This window comes from Rhodococcus sp. OAS809 (assembly GCF_040546695.1).
Taxonomy (GTDB): Bacteria; Actinomycetota; Actinomycetes; order Mycobacteriales; family Mycobacteriaceae; genus Rhodococcus_F; species Rhodococcus_F qingshengii.
Genome location: NZ_JBEPOI010000002.1, coordinates 3,037,340 through 3,053,794, shown reverse-complemented (window position 1 = coordinate 3,053,794; position 16,455 = coordinate 3,037,340). Strand labels below are relative to the sequence as shown.

Genomic DNA, 16,455 nt, shown 5'->3' with positions numbered 1-16,455 from the left:
TGGAATTTCTCAATGCGGAACAACTTCCGGATCGAATTCTCGGCGGTTCAGCATCGTCGCGGTACTCCAAACATGCCGTGCGCGAATCTGATCGCCACTGGGTCGACGTGTGATGCCAGCTGTTCTTCTCCACGAGGACGTATGTTCCGCACCGCTCGCAGTCCAGCGGTTCCATGGTCATTGCCCTACTCCTGCGGCGGCCCTGCGTGCGATGTTGTCAGCGACTTCCTGCTTCCACACTTCGATGGGTTTGCTTGTGTCCATCTCGAATTCGAAACGGTCGACCATGTCCGGGGTGATGTCGGCGACGTCCACGTAGAACTGTTCGTACCAACGGCGTAGTTGGTAGACCGGGCCGTCCTCGGTGCAGAGCAGTGGATTGTCGATACGGGTCTTGTTCTTCCAGATCTCGATGTCCTGTTCGAATCCGACGCCGATGTACCCGATCATTGCGTCGACAAGTTGATCGGCGAACTCGGCGGGCATCTCTGCGGACTTCTGGACGGTAATGCCGTACATGAGTACGAATTTGTTCGGGCTCACCGGGTAGTGGCAGTTGATCAGCACCGAATCGGTCGTGAAGTTCTCGTAGACGTAGCGCAAGTCGTCGATCATGAACGACGGTCCGTGGTAGGCCGCTGTCGAAAGATTCGATACCAACTTCGGTACGTCGGGGTCGGTCCAGGTCACGATGTCGTCGCGGTTGATGCCGCTCTGCTCCTGGATGGCGACGTGTCCTTCGAAGACGTTCTTGAAATAGGTGGGGAACGAGAAGTGCACGTAGAAGAAGTGCGCCATGTCAACGACGTTGTCGACGATTTCTCGGCAGTTCGTATCGATGACTATCGACTTCCAGACCCAATCGGTCCACTCGTGCTCCGCAGACTTGATGATCGGTATGGCGACTTCGGCAGGAGGCGGATTGCCTTCGGGATCGTGCCAGACGAAGAGCAGCCCGTCTTGTTCGAGCGCAGTCCAAGCGCGGGTCTTGGCAAGCGGGGGGACACGTCGAGCATAGGGAATCGCGGTGCACTTACCGTTGCCTCCCCACCTCCAGTCGTGGAAGGGGCACGCGATCGAATCGCCCTTGACCGTGCCCTGACTCAGGTCGCCGCCCATGTGACGGCAGTACGCGTCGAGGATCCTCAGTTCGCCATGCGAGTCGGAGAAGACGACCAGTTTGGTACCGAAAGCTTCGACGGGATGCGGGTTCCCGTCGCTGTAGTCCTTGGCGAGGCCGAGGCAGTGCCATCCGCGGGCAAATCGAGTGGGAGGTTCTCCCTGGTCGATGATGCGAACCTCTTCCGATTCATTGACATCCGCAATTGTCCATGTTCTTCCTTTCGTGAGTGCACCCGGTGGGCTGGACCGAGCGACGTTGTACGACAGTCGAAGGGGTGTAAATCTCTGGGCAAGTCACATACGTTGCGACGAGATGTTGCCGCCGTCGACAACCAATTCCGTTGCGGTGATGTAACTTGCTTCGTCGGACAACAGGAAGCGGACAGCGTGTGCGATTTCCTCCGGGCGACCGAGCCTGCCGAGGAGGATGCGTCGTTCGAATGCCCCGTCACCCAATGCGTCTACGGTCGGCTGAAGCAGAGGGGTCAGAATCTGTCCGGGAGAGACGCAGTTGATCCGAATGCCGTCCGGGCCCAGTCGGTCCGCCAGCGATCGGACCATCGACAACATCCCACCCTTTGCAGCGGAGTAGACAGGGTTGATTGCATTGCCCAAAGTTGCGTTGATCGAAGCGATTCCGACTATTGCCGAACCGGGATTGGCCGTGAAATCAGGCATCAACTGTTGAACCAACAGGATGAGCGGACGTAGATGGGTGTTGATACCCGTCTCCCACACGTCGAGCGTCACTCCTTCGAGGGATCCGATATCGACGACCCCGGCGGAGTGAACAAGTCCGCCGATGGAGGGAAGTGAGGAACGGGTTGTGGCCAATGCGGCCGCGTAGTCGTCCGCTCTCGTGAGATCGATTCCCACTCCGATGGCGTCGATGCCGAATTCGGAGGAGATCACTGCTGCCTGATCGACCGCTTTTGCCTCGTCGATATCCCAGAGAGCGACTGGTCGTCGGATCGCCGCGAGCGCGCGGGCGGAGGCCAATCCGATTCCGGATGCGCCGCCGGTGATGATCACGCCTGTCGACGGGGATGAAGCATTCATGTGTCCTCCTGATTTTGAAGCGTTCTGCTCGGCGCCGCATGATCTGATGGGCTCCGGTCATCACTGTGACGAGGGATGGATTCGGGCTCAACGAACATGACCGATCATCGGTATAGGTGCTGGTGAGAGCCCATGCAGATGCATCTCCCGCTGCGTGGGAAACGTACTGGCGTCGTGTGTCCACGGAAGCTCAGATGGGCGGAACGAATGTTGGCTGCCGAAGCGGCGGGCCACCGGAACGGAGACATCGATGTTGGTCGGACCGATCACCGAAGAGTCCATCCCCATGTCAACTCTCGACAGACTGTCGGTGGTGGTGGACTGCTTTCGTGACGCGCCTCGGCTGACATTGGGGGAGGTGGCGCGCCGAACCGGGATTCCGCGATCGTCCGTGCACCGGATGCTACTGAAACTCGTGAGGATGAACTGGCTACGCCGCGAAGGACTCGAGTACGAGATAGGCGACAAGCTAGGAGATCTGGGCGCGCTCTCGCTGTATCGAAACAAAGTGGATCGAGTGGTTACGCCCCTACTTCAGCAATTACATTTCGTGACTGGACACGCCGTGCACCTCGGGGTGTTGGAAGGAAACCATGTGCGCTATATCCAGAAGATCGGGAGCCTGATGGTCCCCGACCTTCAGACTCGCGTCGGCTCACGTATCCCAGCGCAAGCGTCGACCATCGGGAAGTCACTGTTGAGCGCCGGCAACAGATCGGTGGCATCGTCGCACAACGCCAATGGCGTTCGCCAACACGCAGTTGCGTTCGGAATCTGCAATTCCGGGATGGGCTGTATCGGCGCGCGAATCGGGGTGCTCGACCACATGCCAGTAGGTCTCTCGATTTGTGGGCCCTTGATTCGCGGCACGATAGACAAGAGGAACGCCGCTCCCGTACAGATGGCGGCAGCAGCGATCTCGCAGTATTTCGGAATGATCGACGGGTTCGAGCAGGAGAAGACGGGATAGTCCGACAAACGCAAAGAGTGCGCCTCCTCCGACTCCGCGAAAAGCGCAGTGGGGGAGACGCACTCGGATGAATCTGCGTCAGCGAAGAGCCGCAAGCGCGTCGATACGCTTGGCCGCGTCCTCCATGATGTTCTCGATCAGTTCCTTGCAGCTGGGCAGATCGTTGATCATGCCGACAACCTGACCCGAGGCAAGCACGCCGGCTTCCGTATTGCCCTCGACCAGTCCGGCCTTGAGCAACATCGGTGTGTTGGCTGCCATGATGATCTGCATCAGCGTGCGGTCACCCGACCGCTTCATCGCGAGACCGTCCTTGGCGAGGGTCGACCACTTCATGCCCGTCATGGCCTTGAACTTCGTGGCATTCTTGGCCGCTGCGATCAAACCGGTTGCATAGCTGGAACCTTCGAGGCTGTTGACCAGGTCGGTGTTGAGCACACGATGAGGCATGCCGTCGACCTTGCGGGAGACTGTTGTATCCGTCAGTCCGCGCTTGAGATACTCCTGCTTGACGGAATCGGGAACCGAAGAGTCGCTGGTGAGAAGGAATCGCGTTCCCATCGCGACACCGGCAGCGCCGTACGCCAGTGCGGCAGCCAGCCCGCGGCCGTCGAAGAATCCGCCACCGGCGATGACCGGAATATCGACCGCGTCGAGAACCGAGGGGAGAAGCAATGTCGTGGCCACACCGCCGGTATGGCCACCACCTTCGCCGCCTTGGACGATGACGGCGTCCGCGCCCCAGGACGCAACCTTGACCGCGTGCTTCGCGGCACCGATCGAGGGCACGACGACGATGCCGTGGTCCTTGAGCTTGGCGATCAGTTCCTTCTTGGGAGCCAACGCAAACGACGCGACCTTGACGCCTTCACGGATCAGCAGATCCGCGCGTTGCGGGGCGTCAGTGGCGTCGGCACGCATGTTGACGCCGAACGGCTTGTCCGTGAGCTGCTTCGTCTTCTTGATCGCGTGCTCGAGCTCGTCGTACGTCATCGTGGCCGAAGCCAGGATGCCGAGACCACCGGCGTTAGCCGTTGCCGACGTGAGAGCGGGACCGGAAACCCAGCCCATACCCGTCTGCACGATCGGGTACTCGACACCGACCAGTTCGGTCAGCGCGGTCTTCAGGGTGGGGGTCATGCCGAGACCTCACGGTCCCGGAGGTTGCGCGGATCGAGGGTTTCGCGGATGAGGTGAAGTTCTTCGGCGGTGGGGTCACGGGTGATACCGGCCTCGGCGAGTCCGGCAACCTCGAACGAGGTGTTCTCGGTTACCTCTTCGGCGGTGACGCCGGGGTGAAGGCTCAACGCGCGGAGGGTGTTTCCCGGTCCGCCGAAGTCGAAGACACCGAGGTTGGTGACAACGCGGGGGATGTTCAGGTACTTGTAAGCCGGATTCTCGGGATCGATCTGGTCGTAGCCGACACCGCACACCACGTCGACCTTGTCGACGAACACTCGCTTGGAGTGCTTGGGGACGAAGTAGCTCGTCGCGTGGTTGATGGTGTTACCCGGGGCGCCGCGCACACCGAACATCTGACGCGTCGGCTGCTGAAGCGGGCCGAAGGCGGAGAGGTTCTGGTTGCCGTGGCGATCGAGCTGATTGGCGCCCATGACTACGTGACGGCGGCCGGAAGCGACGACGTCGAACACCTTGCGGAAAGGCATCCATCCTTCGACGGGGCCCTTTGTTCCGACGGCCGGAGTGTCCTCGAGAATGAGGGCTTCACCATCGGTGATCAGCAGGTCGGGCTCGGTGGTGAGTCGAGCCAGGCGAGCGCCGATGGTGGACGACGTCGACATCGGGCTGGCCATGATTTCGCCTGCACCGGAGAAGATTTCAGCGCAAGCGAGAACAACGTACTCTGCGCGGGTGACGGTGGATTCGCTCATTTTGCCTGCTCCCCTGCCTTTGATGAATCGGCAAACTTCTTTACTGCGGCTTGGTAGTCCTCTTCGCTGCCGGAGAGGAAGGTGTCGACGAACGCCTGCCACGACTCGGGGGTCTTGGCGGACTCGGCGTAGTGACGCTGGAACTTCTCGTCGCGGCCGTAGCTTTCGCCGGCCAACGTGAAGTGCGCACCATTGGGTGCCTCGACGACGGCGTCGACCATCATGCGGTTGAGCAGAAGGTTCTGCAGTGGAACGGATTTGACCAGTTCCTCGGTCTCGACGATGCGTTCGACGGAGACGTAACGCTTTTCGGCCGCCATGCAGTACAGGTCGTCGAAGTACGGGTCGACGCCGTTGTACGCGGCATTGCCGTGCTTGTCACCGAGATTGAGGTGAACGAACGACGCATCGAGGTTGAGCGCAGGCATCGCGATCAAGGTCTCGGAGCGGCCGTCGGCCTCGGGGTACGGGGAGGTGACGGTCTTGAGTTCGTCGCCCCAGAAGTTGCGGACGTCCGAACCCAAGCCGGCGCGGATCGGGAGGAAGGGAAGGCGAGCGGCAGCTGCTTCGAGGCCGCACTTGACCATGCCCTCGTCCATCTCGCGGACTTCGATCTCACCGGCGGTGCGTGCCTTGGCAAACCACGGGTCGTAGAACGGCGCGGAGTCGAGGGACACGAAACCGTAGTACGCCTTCTTGACCTTGCCGGCCGAGCACAGCAGTCCGAGATCCGGTCCGCCGTAGGTGACCACGGTCAGGTCCTTGATGTCCGAACGCAGAATCGCACGCACGAAGGCCATCGGCTTGCGGCGAGATCCCCAGCCGCCCAAGCCGATCGTCATTCCGCTGCGGAGTTCGCCGACTACCTCGTCGAGCGACTTCGTCTTGTCACGCTTGCTAGCCATGTTTGTCTCAGCCTTCCTTCTGGGTTGCGTTCTCGCGCGGCTTGCCGGTGGCGACGAACTCGTCGCGGTGTTCGTCGGACACGCCGAGGAGGTTGAGTTCGAAGGTGTAGCCCTGCTCGAGGCGGTAGCTGCCCTTGACGTCCACCGGGTCGATGCCGTTGATGGCTTCCTTGGCGCACCGGATGATGCGGGTGTCCTTGGCGGCGATCTTCGCGGCGATCTCGCGAGCGCACTCGTCGAGCTTCTCGCGCGGGACCACGTCGTAGACGCTGCCGAACTGCTTGAGTGTGTGCGCGTCGACGCTCTGTGCGGTGTAGTAGAGCGTGCGCATCATGTGCTGTGGCACCAGCCTCGAGAGGTGTGTGGCAGCGCCGAGTGCGCCGCGGTCGACCTCGGGGAGGGAGAAGATCGCGTCGTCGGAAGCGACGATCACGTCCGCGTTGCCGACGAGTCCGATGCCGCCGCCGACACAGAATCCGTTGACGGCCACGACGACGGGTACAGCACAGTCGTAGACGGCCGCGAAGGCCGCGGCGCAACCGCGGTTGGCGGCGACCAGCGCGTCGAATCCCTCGGTGGCCTGCATCTCCTTGATGTCGACGCCGGCGTTGAATCCGCGTCCCTCGGCTCGCAGGATCACCACGTGAGTGTTGAGATCCTTGCCCGCGTCGAGGATGGCGTCGGCAAGCTCGAACCATCCCTTGGACGGGATTGCATTGACCGGCGCGTAGTCGATGGTGACCGTGGTGATGCCGGTTCCGTCGGAGGAGGTGCTGATGCCCATATCGGGATTCCTTACGTCTGTGTACCAAACCAAGCGATTGCTTGGTAAGTTAGCACACAAGCGGAGCCGACAAGCCCGAGCAGAGTGCATTAGGAGACAAATATGAGTGGATTGGTCGACGGACGCGTAGTCATCATCACCGGGGCTGGCCGCGGTATCGGACGTGCGCATGCATTGGCATTTGCTGCCGAGGGCGCCAAGGTCGTCGTCAACGACATCGGTGCGGGTGCCGACGGTTCCGCGACCGGTGAGAGTCCGGCCGAGCAGGTTGTCGCGGAGATCATCGCCGCCGGTGGCCAAGCAGTGGTCAACGGAGACGACGTCGCCGACTGGGCGGGCGCCGAGAATCTGATCAAGACCGCGATCGACACCTTCGGTGGCCTGGACGTACTCGTGAACAACGCAGGCTTCCTGCGGGACCGCATGCTGGTCGGTATGAGCGAAGGCGAGTGGGACGCGGTGATTCGCGTGCACCTCAAGGGGCACTTCGCGCCGCTCCGTCACGCTGCTGCCTACTGGCGCGCCGAGGCCAAGGCAGGCAAGACCGTCGACGCACGCATCATCAACACCAGTTCGGGTGCAGGACTGCAGGGTTCGATCGGCCAGGGCAACTACGCTGCGGCCAAGGCCGGCATCGCCGAGATGACCATCCAGGCCGCCGCCGAGCTCAAGAATTACGGCGTCAGTGTCAACGCGATCGCGCCTGCTGCGCGCACACGCATGACTGTCGGCGCGGGCGGGGCGATGGCAGAAGCGATGGCAGCTCCGGAAGAGGGCTTCGACGCCATGGCTCCCGAGAACATCTCGCCGCTGGTCGTCTGGCTCGGTAGCGCCGAGTCCAAGGACGTCACGGGCCGGGTGTTCGAGGTAGAGGGCGGAAAGATCACCGTCGCGGAGGGCTGGCGTCACGGCCCGAGCGAGGACAAGGGAGATCGCTGGGACCCGAAGGAGATCGGGCCCGTCGTGGCAACGCTGTTGGAGAAGGCGGAGATTCCGACGCCGGTGTACGGGGCGTAGGGCCTCCGGCCCTGTGAGTGGTTAAGGAGTGCAGGGACTCCTCAACCACTCACAGGCGGCGTGCCGCCTACGCGGGCGCCCGAACCACCAACACGGTGCCGGGGAACTCAGCTGCGAGTTCGCGCCGCGAATGCTTCACGCAGGCGGTGCCGTAGCCTTTCTTGCGAGATTCCGGCGCGATCCAGATCGCCACGTTCACCTCTTGGCCGTCGAGTTCGCCGAATACCAGGCCGACGCTCTTCGGGCCGTCGCCGGAAACGTCCTCGGCGACGAACCAGGCAGCGCTCTCGTCGTCGATCCGACCGAGACCGCCGACGCGCTCGGCTTCGATCCGATCCTCGCTCCACGGCTTGCCGTCTTCGCCGAGCTGCTCGGCCGAGCGAATCGTGAACAGTGCCTTGTCTTCTGCGCTGTCGCTGAACGGACGCAGGGTGAAGTTCTGCCCGCTGCTCGCGGGACGATCGAGCGTCGTCCATTCGAGAGTGGCGTCGAGATTCTCCAGCTCGCCCTGGATGCGATCGCGCGCTGCCTTGGTCAGTGCGCTGAACTTGAGGCTCAGAACTGCTTCGGCATTTGCTTCCGACGTGCCGAGGAGTTCCGCGACGGTGGTCAGTGCCTCCTGGTGGTCCTTGCTGTCGACCACTGCGTCCAGCACCTCGTGGCGACGCTCCAGCGCACGCACGAGGGCTGAGGTGATCTCGCGTCGGTCCAGGATTTGATCTTGAATATGCGTCGTCATATATGCGACTCCTTGCTGTGTTCGAGGCTCTGTCGAAACGCCGTGCGGACCGTACGAGTCAATAGTGCTCCAACTCGCCGGTTATGGCACGCGTTCAGCCTCCGGTGCGGCGAACGAGCCGTTCGTAGCGCTGGCGGGCGGCTTGAGTGCTTCCGAGTCCCAGCCCGAAAGCGATGTCCTGCCAGGTCATGCCCCGTTCGCGGGCAATCCCGAGGAACAGTGCTTCCAGCTGTTCCATTTCGGCTCGGGCCTTGGGGATCAGAGTCAACGCGGCCATGACGTCGGCATCGTCGACCTCGGGTTCGTTCGGCTGCGGTGTGTCGGTGCCACCCGCAAGACGAGCCACGACGCGCACCGCGCCGTAGGGCTCGAGCATCTCCGGATGAGATTGCCGCGCGCGCTGGCTTGGGGTCGCGCCGTGGCGCTCGCTGATTCGAAAGAGTCCGGCGTACTCGCGATGTGCGCGTTCGCGGCCGGAATCGATCGGTCTGAACTGGTCATCGGTCATGAACCCAGGGTGGCACGAACCCGGGTCAATGTAAACGTTTTGTTGTAAACAGTTCGTTTAACTCTTCAGTGGCTCGCACACGATGACGGGAATGACCCGGTCGGTCCAGGCCTGATAGTTGTCGAAATCCGGATACATCGCCCTCAACATCGGCCACAGCCGAGCACGCTCGTCCTCGGTCGCGACGCGGGCTTTCATCGAGCGGATCCGAGACTTGATCTGCACCGTCACCACCGGGTCTGCCTTGATGTTGAGGTACCACATCGGGTTCTTCGGAAGACCGCCTTGCGACGCCACCAGAATCACGTTCTCGCCGTCCTCGAGGAACAGCAACGGACTGATCCGCTCCTCGCCGGATTTGCGACCGGTGGTGGTCAGCAGGCAGATCGGCAGCCCGCGAGGGAACGCGCTGCCGACCCGCCACTTGCTACCCAGCCGCCCGTCGGTGGCGCGATACATCGCGACGTTCGCCTTCGACATCCACTTGATGATCTTGACCGTCGCCGGAGCGTCGAGTCCCTTGGGTTTGGCTGGGGGAGTAGTCATCTCAGATACGCTCGATGATGGTTCCGGTGGCCAGTGCGCCGCCGGCGCACATCGTGATCAGAGCCGTCGAGCCGTTGCGACGCTCGAGTTCGTGCAGTGCGGTGGTGATCAGGCGAGATCCCGTGCTGCCGACCGGATGGCCGAGAGCGAGCGCGCCGCCGTTGACATTGACGTTGTCGAAGTCAGGTTCGTGAACCTGAGCCCAGGACAGTGCGACGGATGCGAATGCTTCGTTGATCTCGAACAGATCGAGATCGCCGATCTTCATTCCGCTCTTCTCCAGGACACGGCTGGTTGCCTGCACCGGTCCGTCGAGGTGGAATTCCGGTTCCGAGCCGACCAGCGCCTGGGCGATGATGCGGGCTCGCGGCTTCAATCCGAGCGCGCGAGCCTTGTCCTCGTCCATGAGCAGGACTGCGGCCGCGCCGTCGGAGATCTGGGAAGACGTTCCGGCCGTGTGAATCCCGCCTTCGAGGACGGGCTTCAGTCGGGCAAGGGACTCCGCCGTCGTATCGCGCAGGCCCTGATCGCGATTGACGACCTTGGTCTCGCCCGTGAGGTTTCCTTCCTTGTCGACCTGGGGTGCCGAGAGTTCGAGAACCTCGCGGTCGAAACGTCCTTCCTCCCAAGCCTGCTTGGCCAGCGCCTGCGAGCGGACGCCGAGGGCTTCGACGTCGTCGCGGGTCAGTCCGCGTCGACGCGCGATGCGTTCTGCAGCTTCGAATTGGTTGGGCATGTCGATGTCCCACGTCGCGGGTCGGCGCGGTCCGGCCTGATCGCCGACGTTGGCGCCGAGGGGAACCTGGCTCATGGCTTCGATGCCGCAGGCGATACCGGCGTCGATGGCGCCGGTGGCGATCAGACCGGCGATCAGATGGTTCGCCTGCTGGGCCGAACCGCACTGGCAGTCCACGGTGGTTGCGCCGGTCTGCCACGGAAGTCCGGCGTGCAGCCAGGCCGTGCGCGTGATGTTGTTGGACTGAGCGCCGGCCTGGGTGACGCAGCCGCCGATCACCTGCTCGATCAGCAACGGGTCGATTCCCGACCGGTCGAGAACTCCCTTTTGTGCAGCTCCGAGGATCTCGGCGGCGTGCAGACCGGCGAGCCAACCTCCGCGCTTGCCGATCGGTGTACGGACAGCCTCGACGATTACTGGTGTGCCCACAGCGGGCTCCTTTCCTTGTAATGAAAAAGTAGAACAGGTTCTCTGCGGGAAGCAAGACCTGCCGACGTTTCCTTTCCTAGTAAGCAGGCTTGTGTTTCAATGAGAGTAGAACGTGTTACACATCACGGATCCCCATCACCCCTGTGATGAAAAGGCTTAGGGCAGGAGACATCAGTGGCACAGCCCGCATTCCCCGAGGGAATCGACTTCACGGACCCCGACATCTACGCGGAACGCATGCCGTTCGAGGAGTTCGCCGAACTCCGGAAGACGGCCCCCGTGTGGTGGAATCCGCAGCCCCCGGAAATCGGTGGATTCCAGGACGAGGGCTTCTGGGTGGTCACCCGTCATGAAGAGGTCAAGGAAGTTTCGCAGCGAAGCGACATCTTCTCGACCCACGAGAACACTGCGATTCCTCGCTTCGCCGACGACATCCCGCGTGAGAACGTCGAGATGCAGCGATTCATTCTCATCAACAAGGACGCTCCGGAGCACACCAAGCTGCGCAAGCTGGTATCTCGTGGATTCACCCCGCGCGCCATCAACAGCCTGCGCGAGGAACTGACCGAGCGTGCCGAAAAGATCGTCACGACCGCGGCTGCCGGCGGTGCCGGTGACTTCGTGGTTCAGGTCGCGTCCGAACTTCCGCTGCAGGCAATCGCCGAGCTTCTCGGTGTGCCGCAGGAAGATCGAATGAAGCTCTTCGACTGGTCCAACCAGATGACGTCGTACGACGATCCCGAGTTCGACATCGACCCGCAGGCAGCCTCGATGGAGATTCTGGGATACGCGTACCAGATGGCGGATCAGCGCAAGAAGTGTCCCGCCGATGACATCGTCACCAAGCTCATCGAAGCTGACATCGACGGAAATGAGCTCTCCCCAGAGGAATTCGGCTTCTTCGTGATCCTGCTTGCGGTCGCGGGTAACGAGACCACTCGCAATGCCATCACACACGGCATGGTTGCCTTCCTCGACAATCCCGACCAGTGGGAGCTGTACAAGAAGGAACGCCCCAAGACGGCGGCCGACGAGATCGTTCGTTGGGCGACCCCGGTGACTTCCTTCCAGCGCACCGCGCTCGAAGACACCGAACTCGGCGGACAGAAGATCAAGAAGGGCGATCGCGTCGTGATGATGTACGCGTCGGCCAACTTCGACGAGGACGTCTTCGAGAACCCGACGAAGTTCGACATCATGCGTGACCCCAATCCGCACCTCGGATTCGGCGGCACCGGTGCGCACTACTGCATCGGCGCCAACTTGGCCCGTCTGGAAATCGATCTGATCTTCAATGCGATCGCCGATCACCTACCCGACATCACCAGGCTCGGGGATCCCCGACGCCTTCGCTCGGGCTGGCTCAACGGCATCAAAGAGTTTCAGGTTGATTACAAGACATCGGGCTGCCCGGTCAAACACTGATCCGGACATATACTGACCTGGTAACCGGCGAGTAGGTTCTGTGTAAGTTTTCGGGAGTTGCCTCTGCACTCTCGAACACGCAGAACTACAGTAGACGTTCCGGGGAGCCACTTGTTGGCAACCTGGAACTGCGGCGGCGTCTGCGGGATCCCTCATCTCCCGTAGGCGCCGCCGTTTGTAGTTCAATCTCCAATTCAGCCGCCGTACGGTTTGGTGATGGCTTCCAGGAAATGTCCCGACGGGTCGAGGAAGTAGACCCCACGCCCACCGTCGTTGGTGTTGAAGCCGGTACTCGACTGGCGCGGATCGGCCCAGTGATCCAGTTTCAGCGCCTGTATCCGCTGGTAGATGCCGTCGAAGTCATCCTCGGAGACGAGGAAAGCATAGTGCTGAGACGCAACCTCGGCGCCTTCTTCCACCTGTGCGAAGTCCAACGTCACGCCGTGCTCGAGTTCAACGCCGAGAAAGTAGCCGGCTTCGACCGGGCCTGGAAGGCCGAACATGTGAGTGAAGAACCACGCAGACTCTTGTCGGTCTTTTGCGGCGATGATGGTGTGATTGAACGAAATGGTCATGAGTGACCCCTTGCGGTACGACGCCTCCATGCCTGACGCAGTCCGTCATCGACACGCGACGTTGGGAACCAGGAAACCATTTCGAGCTTCTCGGTGCAAGTACGACGGGCTGATTCGAATACGACGAGCGCGGCCCCGGTCGATGACCGGGGCCGCGCTCGTACTGTGGGTTCTCAGGCTTTGCGTGCCGTCTTCATTGCACGGTCCACTTCCCAGAATGCTCGAAGCGACGCGATCTTGCCGTCGTCGTTCACCCGGTAGACGAACACGCCCTCGGCGTCGATGATCGAGCCGCCGATGGTGGTTCGGATCTTGCCGATGTTGACGTTCTCGTTGCCGCACACCAGGGAATCGTCGATCAGAAATTCGAGCTTGTCCGCGTTCGCGATCGTCATGTCGTAGAACTTGGAGATCGCTTCGCGCCCGTGATGGCCTTTGCCTTCGGGATCGAAGCCCGAAGGCCCGACCGGATCTTCCACCCAACCGTCCTCGGCGAAGAGGTCCAGCCAGGCTTCCTTGTTCTTGCCACTCGCTGCGGCGCGCGAAGCGTTACCCGCGACGCGGGCGGGGTGTTCGTCGGTCATCGCGGCTCCTCAGTTGATGTACTGCTCGGCGAATTTGCGCATCGAATCCTGCTTTGCCTCCAGTGGGGCATCGAATCCGATTCCGTCGAAAACCCAAGGCACGGTAATGATGTCCGTGACGCCGGCATCTTCGAGCTCTGCGTAACCGTCCTTGCCGAAACGGTCGATGCACACCGTCTGGATTTCGAACGGCTCGTTCTCGCGGCCGTACTCGGCGCGCAGTTCGCGTAGTCGTGCGATCACACCCACCAGGTCGTCGAACTTGATCATCGCCGAGGTCCAACCGTCGCCGACTCGCGCAGCACGCTTGAGTGCGACCTCGGTGTGGCCGCCGACGTAGAACGGAACCGGCTTGGTGGGGGCCGGGCTCATCTGCAGGCGATCGAAATCGAAGAACTCACCGTGATACTCGACCATGCCGCCGCCGAGGATCAGTTTGAGGACGTCGATCATCTCGTCCACACGTGCGCCCCGACGCTTGTACGGAGCGCCGCACCACTCGAACTCTTCCGGAGCCCAACCGATTCCGACGCCGAAGCCGAAACGGTTGTTCGTCAATGCCGCCACCGAACCGACCTGCCGCGCGAGCAGGACGGGATTGCGGCTACCCAGCTTGAGCACCTGGGTGTAGAACTCGATCTTCTCGGTCACCGCGCCCATTGCAGCCGCGGCGATGAGCGGATCGACCCAGGGGGTCTCGGCATTCCACATCCGAGACCCGTCCGGGGTGTACGGGTAATCCGCCGCCTGTGTTTCCATGAAGAACAGTGAATCGGGGAGAGCGATCGACGAGAAGCCGCATTCCTCGGCAGTTTTGGCGATACCGGCTAACTGGTCCAAGGGGTTCATGGCAACCCCGACGGTGTACTTCATCTTCGGCCTCTTCCTGATCGGCGTGTGTGCTGCTGCTTACGTGGTGGGACGTTCGGAGCCGACGACCCACATCGAGAAGTACTGCGAGCCACCGCCGTAGGCATGGCCGAGAGCCTTGCGCGCGTCGGCTACCTGGTGATCGCCGGCGCGGTGCATGACCTGCATCGCCGACTCGGCAAATCGGATCATGCCCGAGGCGCCGATCGGGTTGGAGGAGAGAACACCGCCCGAGGCATTGACCGGGAGCTTGCCGCCGATCGCGGTTTCACCTGCCTCGGTCAGCTTCCAGCCCTGGCCTTCCTCCGCGAAGCCGAGGTTCTCGAGCCACATCGGCTCGAACCACGAGAACGGGACATAGATTTCGGCGCAGTCGATCTCGTTCAGCGGATCGGTGATTCCCGCTGACTTCCACAGTGCTGCTGCAGCGTCACGGCCGGCTTGCGGATTGACCTGATCGCGTCCGGCATAGAAGGTCGGCTCGGTGCGCATGGCCGTCGCGTGGATCCACGCGACCGAACGACCCTCGGCCTCGACCTGTGCGGCCGCTTCCTCGTTGCCGATCACCAGAGCGCACGCGCCGTCAGAGGACGGGCAGGTCTCGTCGTATCGGATCGGATCCCAGAGCATCTGAGATGCCTGTACCGATTCGAGAGTGATGTCCGGCTGCCGCAAGTGCGCATACGGATTGAGGCTGCCGTTGAGCCGATCCTTCACCGCGACGAGGTAGCCGATGTGCTCCGGTGCGCCCGATCGACGAATGTACGAACGGACGTGCGGGGCGAAGTATCCACCGGCACCGGCGCCGACGGGCATGTTGAACGGAACCGGTACGGACAGCGCCCACATGGCGTTCGACTCGGACTGCTTCTCCCAGGAAACCGTCAGAACCCGCTTGTGGACACCGGATTTGACCAGGCTGGAGGCGACGATAGCCGTCGAACCGCCCACCGAGCCGGCAGTGTGAACACGCAGCAACGGCTTTCCGTTGGCGCCCAGAGCATCCGACATGGCGAGTTCGGGCATCATCGAACCCTCGAACAAGTCGGGGGCCTTTCCGATGACGACGGCGTCGATGTCGTCCCAGCCGACGTTGGCGTCGAGCATCGCGGCGTCGATGGCTTCACGAACCAAGCCCGCCATCGAGACATCGTGACGCTTTGCGACGTAGTGAGTTTGGCCGGTGCCGAGCACGGCCGCGAGTTGAGGCGTTCCGGCCATCAGTTCCGTCCCTCCAAGACTGCTACCAGGTTCTGCTGCAGCACAGGGCCGCTTGTTGCATGGGCCAGAGCGCGATTCGCCTGGCCGTCGAAGATTGCCTTGGCGGCGTGGCCGATTCGTTCCAGACCACCGGCGAACAGTGGGTTGCCGCTGAGCGGACCGCCGGACGGATTGATCGTGGTGGCGTCGGTCAGGCCGATCGCTTCCTTCAAGATCAATTCCTGGTGAGTGAACGGTGCGTGCAGTTCGGCGACGTCGATGTTGCCGACCTCGCCGCCCGTTGCCGCCTTGGCTGCGGACGTAGTGGACGGTGAGGTGGTCAGGTCACGTGCACCCAGGTTGGGGGAGTCGATGCGATGCTCGAGTCCGGTGATCCACGCCGGCCGCTCGCAGAGATCGCGGGCGCGGTTACCCGAGGCCAGGACGATTGCTGCCGCGCCGTCGGTGATGGGCGCACAATCGTGTGCGCGCAACGGATCTGCGAGGAAGGGGCTGGCGAGAAGGGCCTCGATGTCGACCTCGCCTGCGAGCTGAGCCTTCGGATTGCTCAGCGCGTGACGACGGCTACGAGCGGCAACCTCCGCCATGTCCTCGTGCGTCCACTTACCCGCGTCGAGTCCGAGTCGGGCTTGAAGTCCGGCGATCGAGACGGAGTCCGGCCACAGCGGAGTGACGAGGTACGGATCGAGCTGCATGGACAGGATCTTGCGCAGGTGCCCGGCGGAGGACTTGCCGAATCCGTACACCAGCGCGGTCTCGACCTCACCGGTCAAGATCTTGATCCACGCTTCGTAGAAGGCCCACGCGGCGTCCATCTCGACGTGAGATTCGTTGATCGGCGGGACCGCTCCGATGGAGTCGATGGCCGAGATGAAGGAGAACGCTCGTCCGGCCAGGTAGTCGGAAGATCCGGAGCACCAGAAGCCGATGTCTGACTTGGTGATTCCCAGATCGCTGTAGAGCTGCTGGAAGCACGGGACGAGCATCTCGACGCCGTTGGTGGTGCCGTTGGTTTCGCGGACGTGGGGTGCCTGAGCAAAGCCCACGACTGCGATGTCTGCAGAAGTCATTTC

The 16,455-nt window shown here is 62.2% G+C and carries 18 protein-coding genes; 3 read left to right on the top strand and 15 right to left on the bottom strand.

Features of this window, described 5'->3' with window-relative positions:
• Positions 1-177: 177 nt before the first annotated feature.
• Both ABIE52_RS17225 and ABIE52_RS17220 read right to left on the bottom strand, forming a co-directional pair.
• Entirely contained in the window at positions 178-1,326 is a 1,149-nt protein-coding gene (locus tag ABIE52_RS17225; protein WP_354541579.1) for a 3-ketosteroid-9-alpha-monooxygenase, oxygenase component, read from the bottom strand.
• 90 nt (positions 1,327-1,416) lie between these two features.
• Positions 1,417-2,181: an SDR family NAD(P)-dependent oxidoreductase gene (locus ABIE52_RS17220; protein ID WP_007734247.1), complete on the bottom strand. Its 765-nt coding sequence runs from the start codon at positions 2,179-2,181 to the stop codon at positions 1,417-1,419.
• Between the two features lie 250 nt (positions 2,182-2,431).
• Between ABIE52_RS17220 and ABIE52_RS17215 the strand changes: the two genes are divergently transcribed.
• On the top strand, positions 2,432-3,151 hold the full coding sequence (locus ABIE52_RS17215; RefSeq protein WP_116057222.1) for an IclR family transcriptional regulator: 720 nt from the start codon (positions 2,432-2,434) through the stop codon (positions 3,149-3,151).
• 78 nt (positions 3,152-3,229) lie between these two features.
• On the opposite strand, the gene ABIE52_RS17210 is transcribed toward ABIE52_RS17215, so the two are convergent.
• Genes ABIE52_RS17210 through echA20 form a run of 4 tightly spaced genes read right to left on the bottom strand, consistent with a single transcriptional unit; the run spans position 3,230 to position 6,732 of the window.
• Complete coding sequence (locus ABIE52_RS17210; RefSeq protein WP_019746967.1) at positions 3,230-4,291, bottom strand: NAD(P)H-dependent flavin oxidoreductase; 1,062 nt, start codon at positions 4,289-4,291, stop codon at positions 3,230-3,232.
• On the bottom strand, positions 4,288-5,043 hold the full coding sequence (locus tag ABIE52_RS17205) for a CoA-transferase subunit beta (protein WP_064075637.1): 756 nt from the start codon (positions 5,041-5,043) through the stop codon (positions 4,288-4,290). Before ABIE52_RS17205 ends, ABIE52_RS17210 begins: the two co-directional genes overlap by 4 nt.
• Positions 5,040-5,948 (bottom strand): cholesterol ring-cleaving hydrolase subunit IpdA, encoded by a 909-nt coding sequence (gene ipdA, locus ABIE52_RS17200; protein ID WP_003945662.1) that lies wholly within the window; start codon positions 5,946-5,948, stop codon positions 5,040-5,042. The genes ABIE52_RS17205 and ipdA overlap by 4 nt, the downstream gene beginning before the upstream one ends.
• A gap of 7 nt (positions 5,949-5,955) precedes the next feature.
• Positions 5,956-6,732 carry a (7aS)-7a-methyl-1,5-dioxo-2,3,5,6,7,7a-hexahydro-1H-indene-carboxyl-CoA hydrolase gene (gene echA20, locus ABIE52_RS17195; RefSeq protein ID WP_003945611.1) on the bottom strand — a complete coding sequence of 259 codons (777 nt, stop codon included), beginning with the start codon at positions 6,730-6,732 and terminating at the stop codon, positions 5,956-5,958.
• A 102-nt stretch (positions 6,733-6,834) separates the two neighbouring features.
• On the opposite strand from echA20, the gene ABIE52_RS17190 reads away from it, so the two are divergent.
• The gene (locus ABIE52_RS17190; RefSeq protein ID WP_003945561.1) at positions 6,835-7,749 is read left to right on the top strand and encodes an SDR family oxidoreductase; all 915 of its coding nucleotides are present in this window, start codon (positions 6,835-6,837) and stop codon (positions 7,747-7,749) included.
• Between the two features lie 67 nt (positions 7,750-7,816).
• Here the strand turns inward: ABIE52_RS17190 and ABIE52_RS17185 are convergent, their stop codons facing one another.
• From ABIE52_RS17185 to ABIE52_RS17170, 4 genes are all read right to left on the bottom strand, one after another.
• Positions 7,817-8,488: a GNAT family N-acetyltransferase gene (locus ABIE52_RS17185; protein ID WP_003945460.1), complete on the bottom strand. Its 672-nt coding sequence runs from the start codon at positions 8,486-8,488 to the stop codon at positions 7,817-7,819.
• A 94-nt stretch (positions 8,489-8,582) separates the two neighbouring features.
• Positions 8,583-8,996 (bottom strand): hypothetical protein, encoded by a 414-nt coding sequence (locus ABIE52_RS17180; protein WP_007734258.1) that lies wholly within the window; start codon positions 8,994-8,996, stop codon positions 8,583-8,585.
• A 57-nt stretch (positions 8,997-9,053) separates the two neighbouring features.
• The gene (locus ABIE52_RS17175; protein WP_192711945.1) at positions 9,054-9,542 is read right to left on the bottom strand and encodes a nitroreductase family deazaflavin-dependent oxidoreductase; all 489 of its coding nucleotides are present in this window, start codon (positions 9,540-9,542) and stop codon (positions 9,054-9,056) included.
• A 1-nt stretch (position 9,543) separates the two neighbouring features.
• Positions 9,544-10,707: a steroid 3-ketoacyl-CoA thiolase gene (locus ABIE52_RS17170; RefSeq protein ID WP_003945509.1), complete on the bottom strand. Its 1,164-nt coding sequence runs from the start codon at positions 10,705-10,707 to the stop codon at positions 9,544-9,546.
• A gap of 174 nt (positions 10,708-10,881) precedes the next feature.
• On the opposite strand from ABIE52_RS17170, the gene ABIE52_RS17165 reads away from it, so the two are divergent.
• Positions 10,882-12,132, top strand: a complete 1,251-nt coding sequence (locus ABIE52_RS17165; protein WP_007734267.1) for a cytochrome P450 — start codon at positions 10,882-10,884, stop codon at positions 12,130-12,132.
• Positions 12,133-12,326: 194 nt separating this feature from the next.
• On the opposite strand, the gene ABIE52_RS17160 is transcribed toward ABIE52_RS17165, so the two are convergent.
• From ABIE52_RS17160 to ABIE52_RS17140, 5 genes are all read right to left on the bottom strand, one after another.
• Complete coding sequence (locus ABIE52_RS17160) at positions 12,327-12,707, bottom strand: VOC family protein (protein WP_020906296.1); 381 nt, start codon at positions 12,705-12,707, stop codon at positions 12,327-12,329.
• Positions 12,708-12,880: 173 nt separating this feature from the next.
• Positions 12,881-13,291: a nuclear transport factor 2 family protein gene (locus ABIE52_RS17155; RefSeq protein ID WP_007734269.1), complete on the bottom strand. Its 411-nt coding sequence runs from the start codon at positions 13,289-13,291 to the stop codon at positions 12,881-12,883.
• A gap of 9 nt (positions 13,292-13,300) precedes the next feature.
• A complete protein-coding gene (locus tag ABIE52_RS17150) occupies positions 13,301-14,164 on the bottom strand; it encodes a TIGR03619 family F420-dependent LLM class oxidoreductase (RefSeq protein ID WP_019746978.1) in 864 nt (287 codons plus the stop codon).
• 36 nt (positions 14,165-14,200) lie between these two features.
• Positions 14,201-15,382 (bottom strand): thiolase family protein, encoded by a 1,182-nt coding sequence (locus ABIE52_RS17145; RefSeq protein WP_007734272.1) that lies wholly within the window; start codon positions 15,380-15,382, stop codon positions 14,201-14,203.
• Positions 15,382-16,452 carry a thiolase family protein gene (locus ABIE52_RS17140; protein ID WP_007734273.1) on the bottom strand — a complete coding sequence of 357 codons (1,071 nt, stop codon included), beginning with the start codon at positions 16,450-16,452 and terminating at the stop codon, positions 15,382-15,384. Before ABIE52_RS17140 ends, ABIE52_RS17145 begins: the two co-directional genes overlap by 1 nt.
• Between the last annotated feature and the right edge of the window lie 3 nt (positions 16,453-16,455).

Coding starts and splice junctions, on each gene's coding strand:
- ABIE52_RS17190 (WP_003945561.1), top strand. CDS start 6,835: ATGAGTGGATTGGTCGACGGACGCGTAGTCATCATCACCGGGGCTGGC.
- ABIE52_RS17180 (WP_007734258.1), bottom strand. CDS start 8,996: ATGACCGATGACCAGTTCAGACCGATCGATTCCGGCCGCGAACGCGCA.
- ABIE52_RS17215 (WP_116057222.1), top strand. CDS start 2,432: ATGTTGGTCGGACCGATCACCGAAGAGTCCATCCCCATGTCAACTCTC.
- ABIE52_RS17220 (WP_007734247.1), bottom strand. CDS start 2,181: ATGAATGCTTCATCCCCGTCGACAGGCGTGATCATCACCGGCGGCGCA.
- ABIE52_RS17140 (WP_007734273.1), bottom strand. CDS start 16,452: ATGACTTCTGCAGACATCGCAGTCGTGGGCTTTGCTCAGGCACCCCAC.
- ABIE52_RS17145 (WP_007734272.1), bottom strand. CDS start 15,382: ATGGCCGGAACGCCTCAACTCGCGGCCGTGCTCGGCACCGGCCAAACT.
- ABIE52_RS17205 (WP_064075637.1), bottom strand. CDS start 5,043: ATGAGCGAATCCACCGTCACCCGCGCAGAGTACGTTGTTCTCGCTTGC.
- echA20 (WP_003945611.1), bottom strand. CDS start 6,732: ATGGGCATCAGCACCTCCTCCGACGGAACCGGCATCACCACGGTCACC.
- ipdA (WP_003945662.1), bottom strand. CDS start 5,948: ATGGCTAGCAAGCGTGACAAGACGAAGTCGCTCGACGAGGTAGTCGGC.
- ABIE52_RS17150 (WP_019746978.1), bottom strand. CDS start 14,164: ATGAAGTACACCGTCGGGGTTGCCATGAACCCCTTGGACCAGTTAGCC.
- ABIE52_RS17155 (WP_007734269.1), bottom strand. CDS start 13,291: ATGACCGACGAACACCCCGCCCGCGTCGCGGGTAACGCTTCGCGCGCC.
- ABIE52_RS17185 (WP_003945460.1), bottom strand. CDS start 8,488: ATGACGACGCATATTCAAGATCAAATCCTGGACCGACGCGAGATCACC.
- ABIE52_RS17160 (WP_020906296.1), bottom strand. CDS start 12,707: ATGACCATTTCGTTCAATCACACCATCATCGCCGCAAAAGACCGACAA.
- ABIE52_RS17210 (WP_019746967.1), bottom strand. CDS start 4,291: ATGACCCCCACCCTGAAGACCGCGCTGACCGAACTGGTCGGTGTCGAG.
- ABIE52_RS17175 (WP_192711945.1), bottom strand. CDS start 9,542: ATGACTACTCCCCCAGCCAAACCCAAGGGACTCGACGCTCCGGCGACG.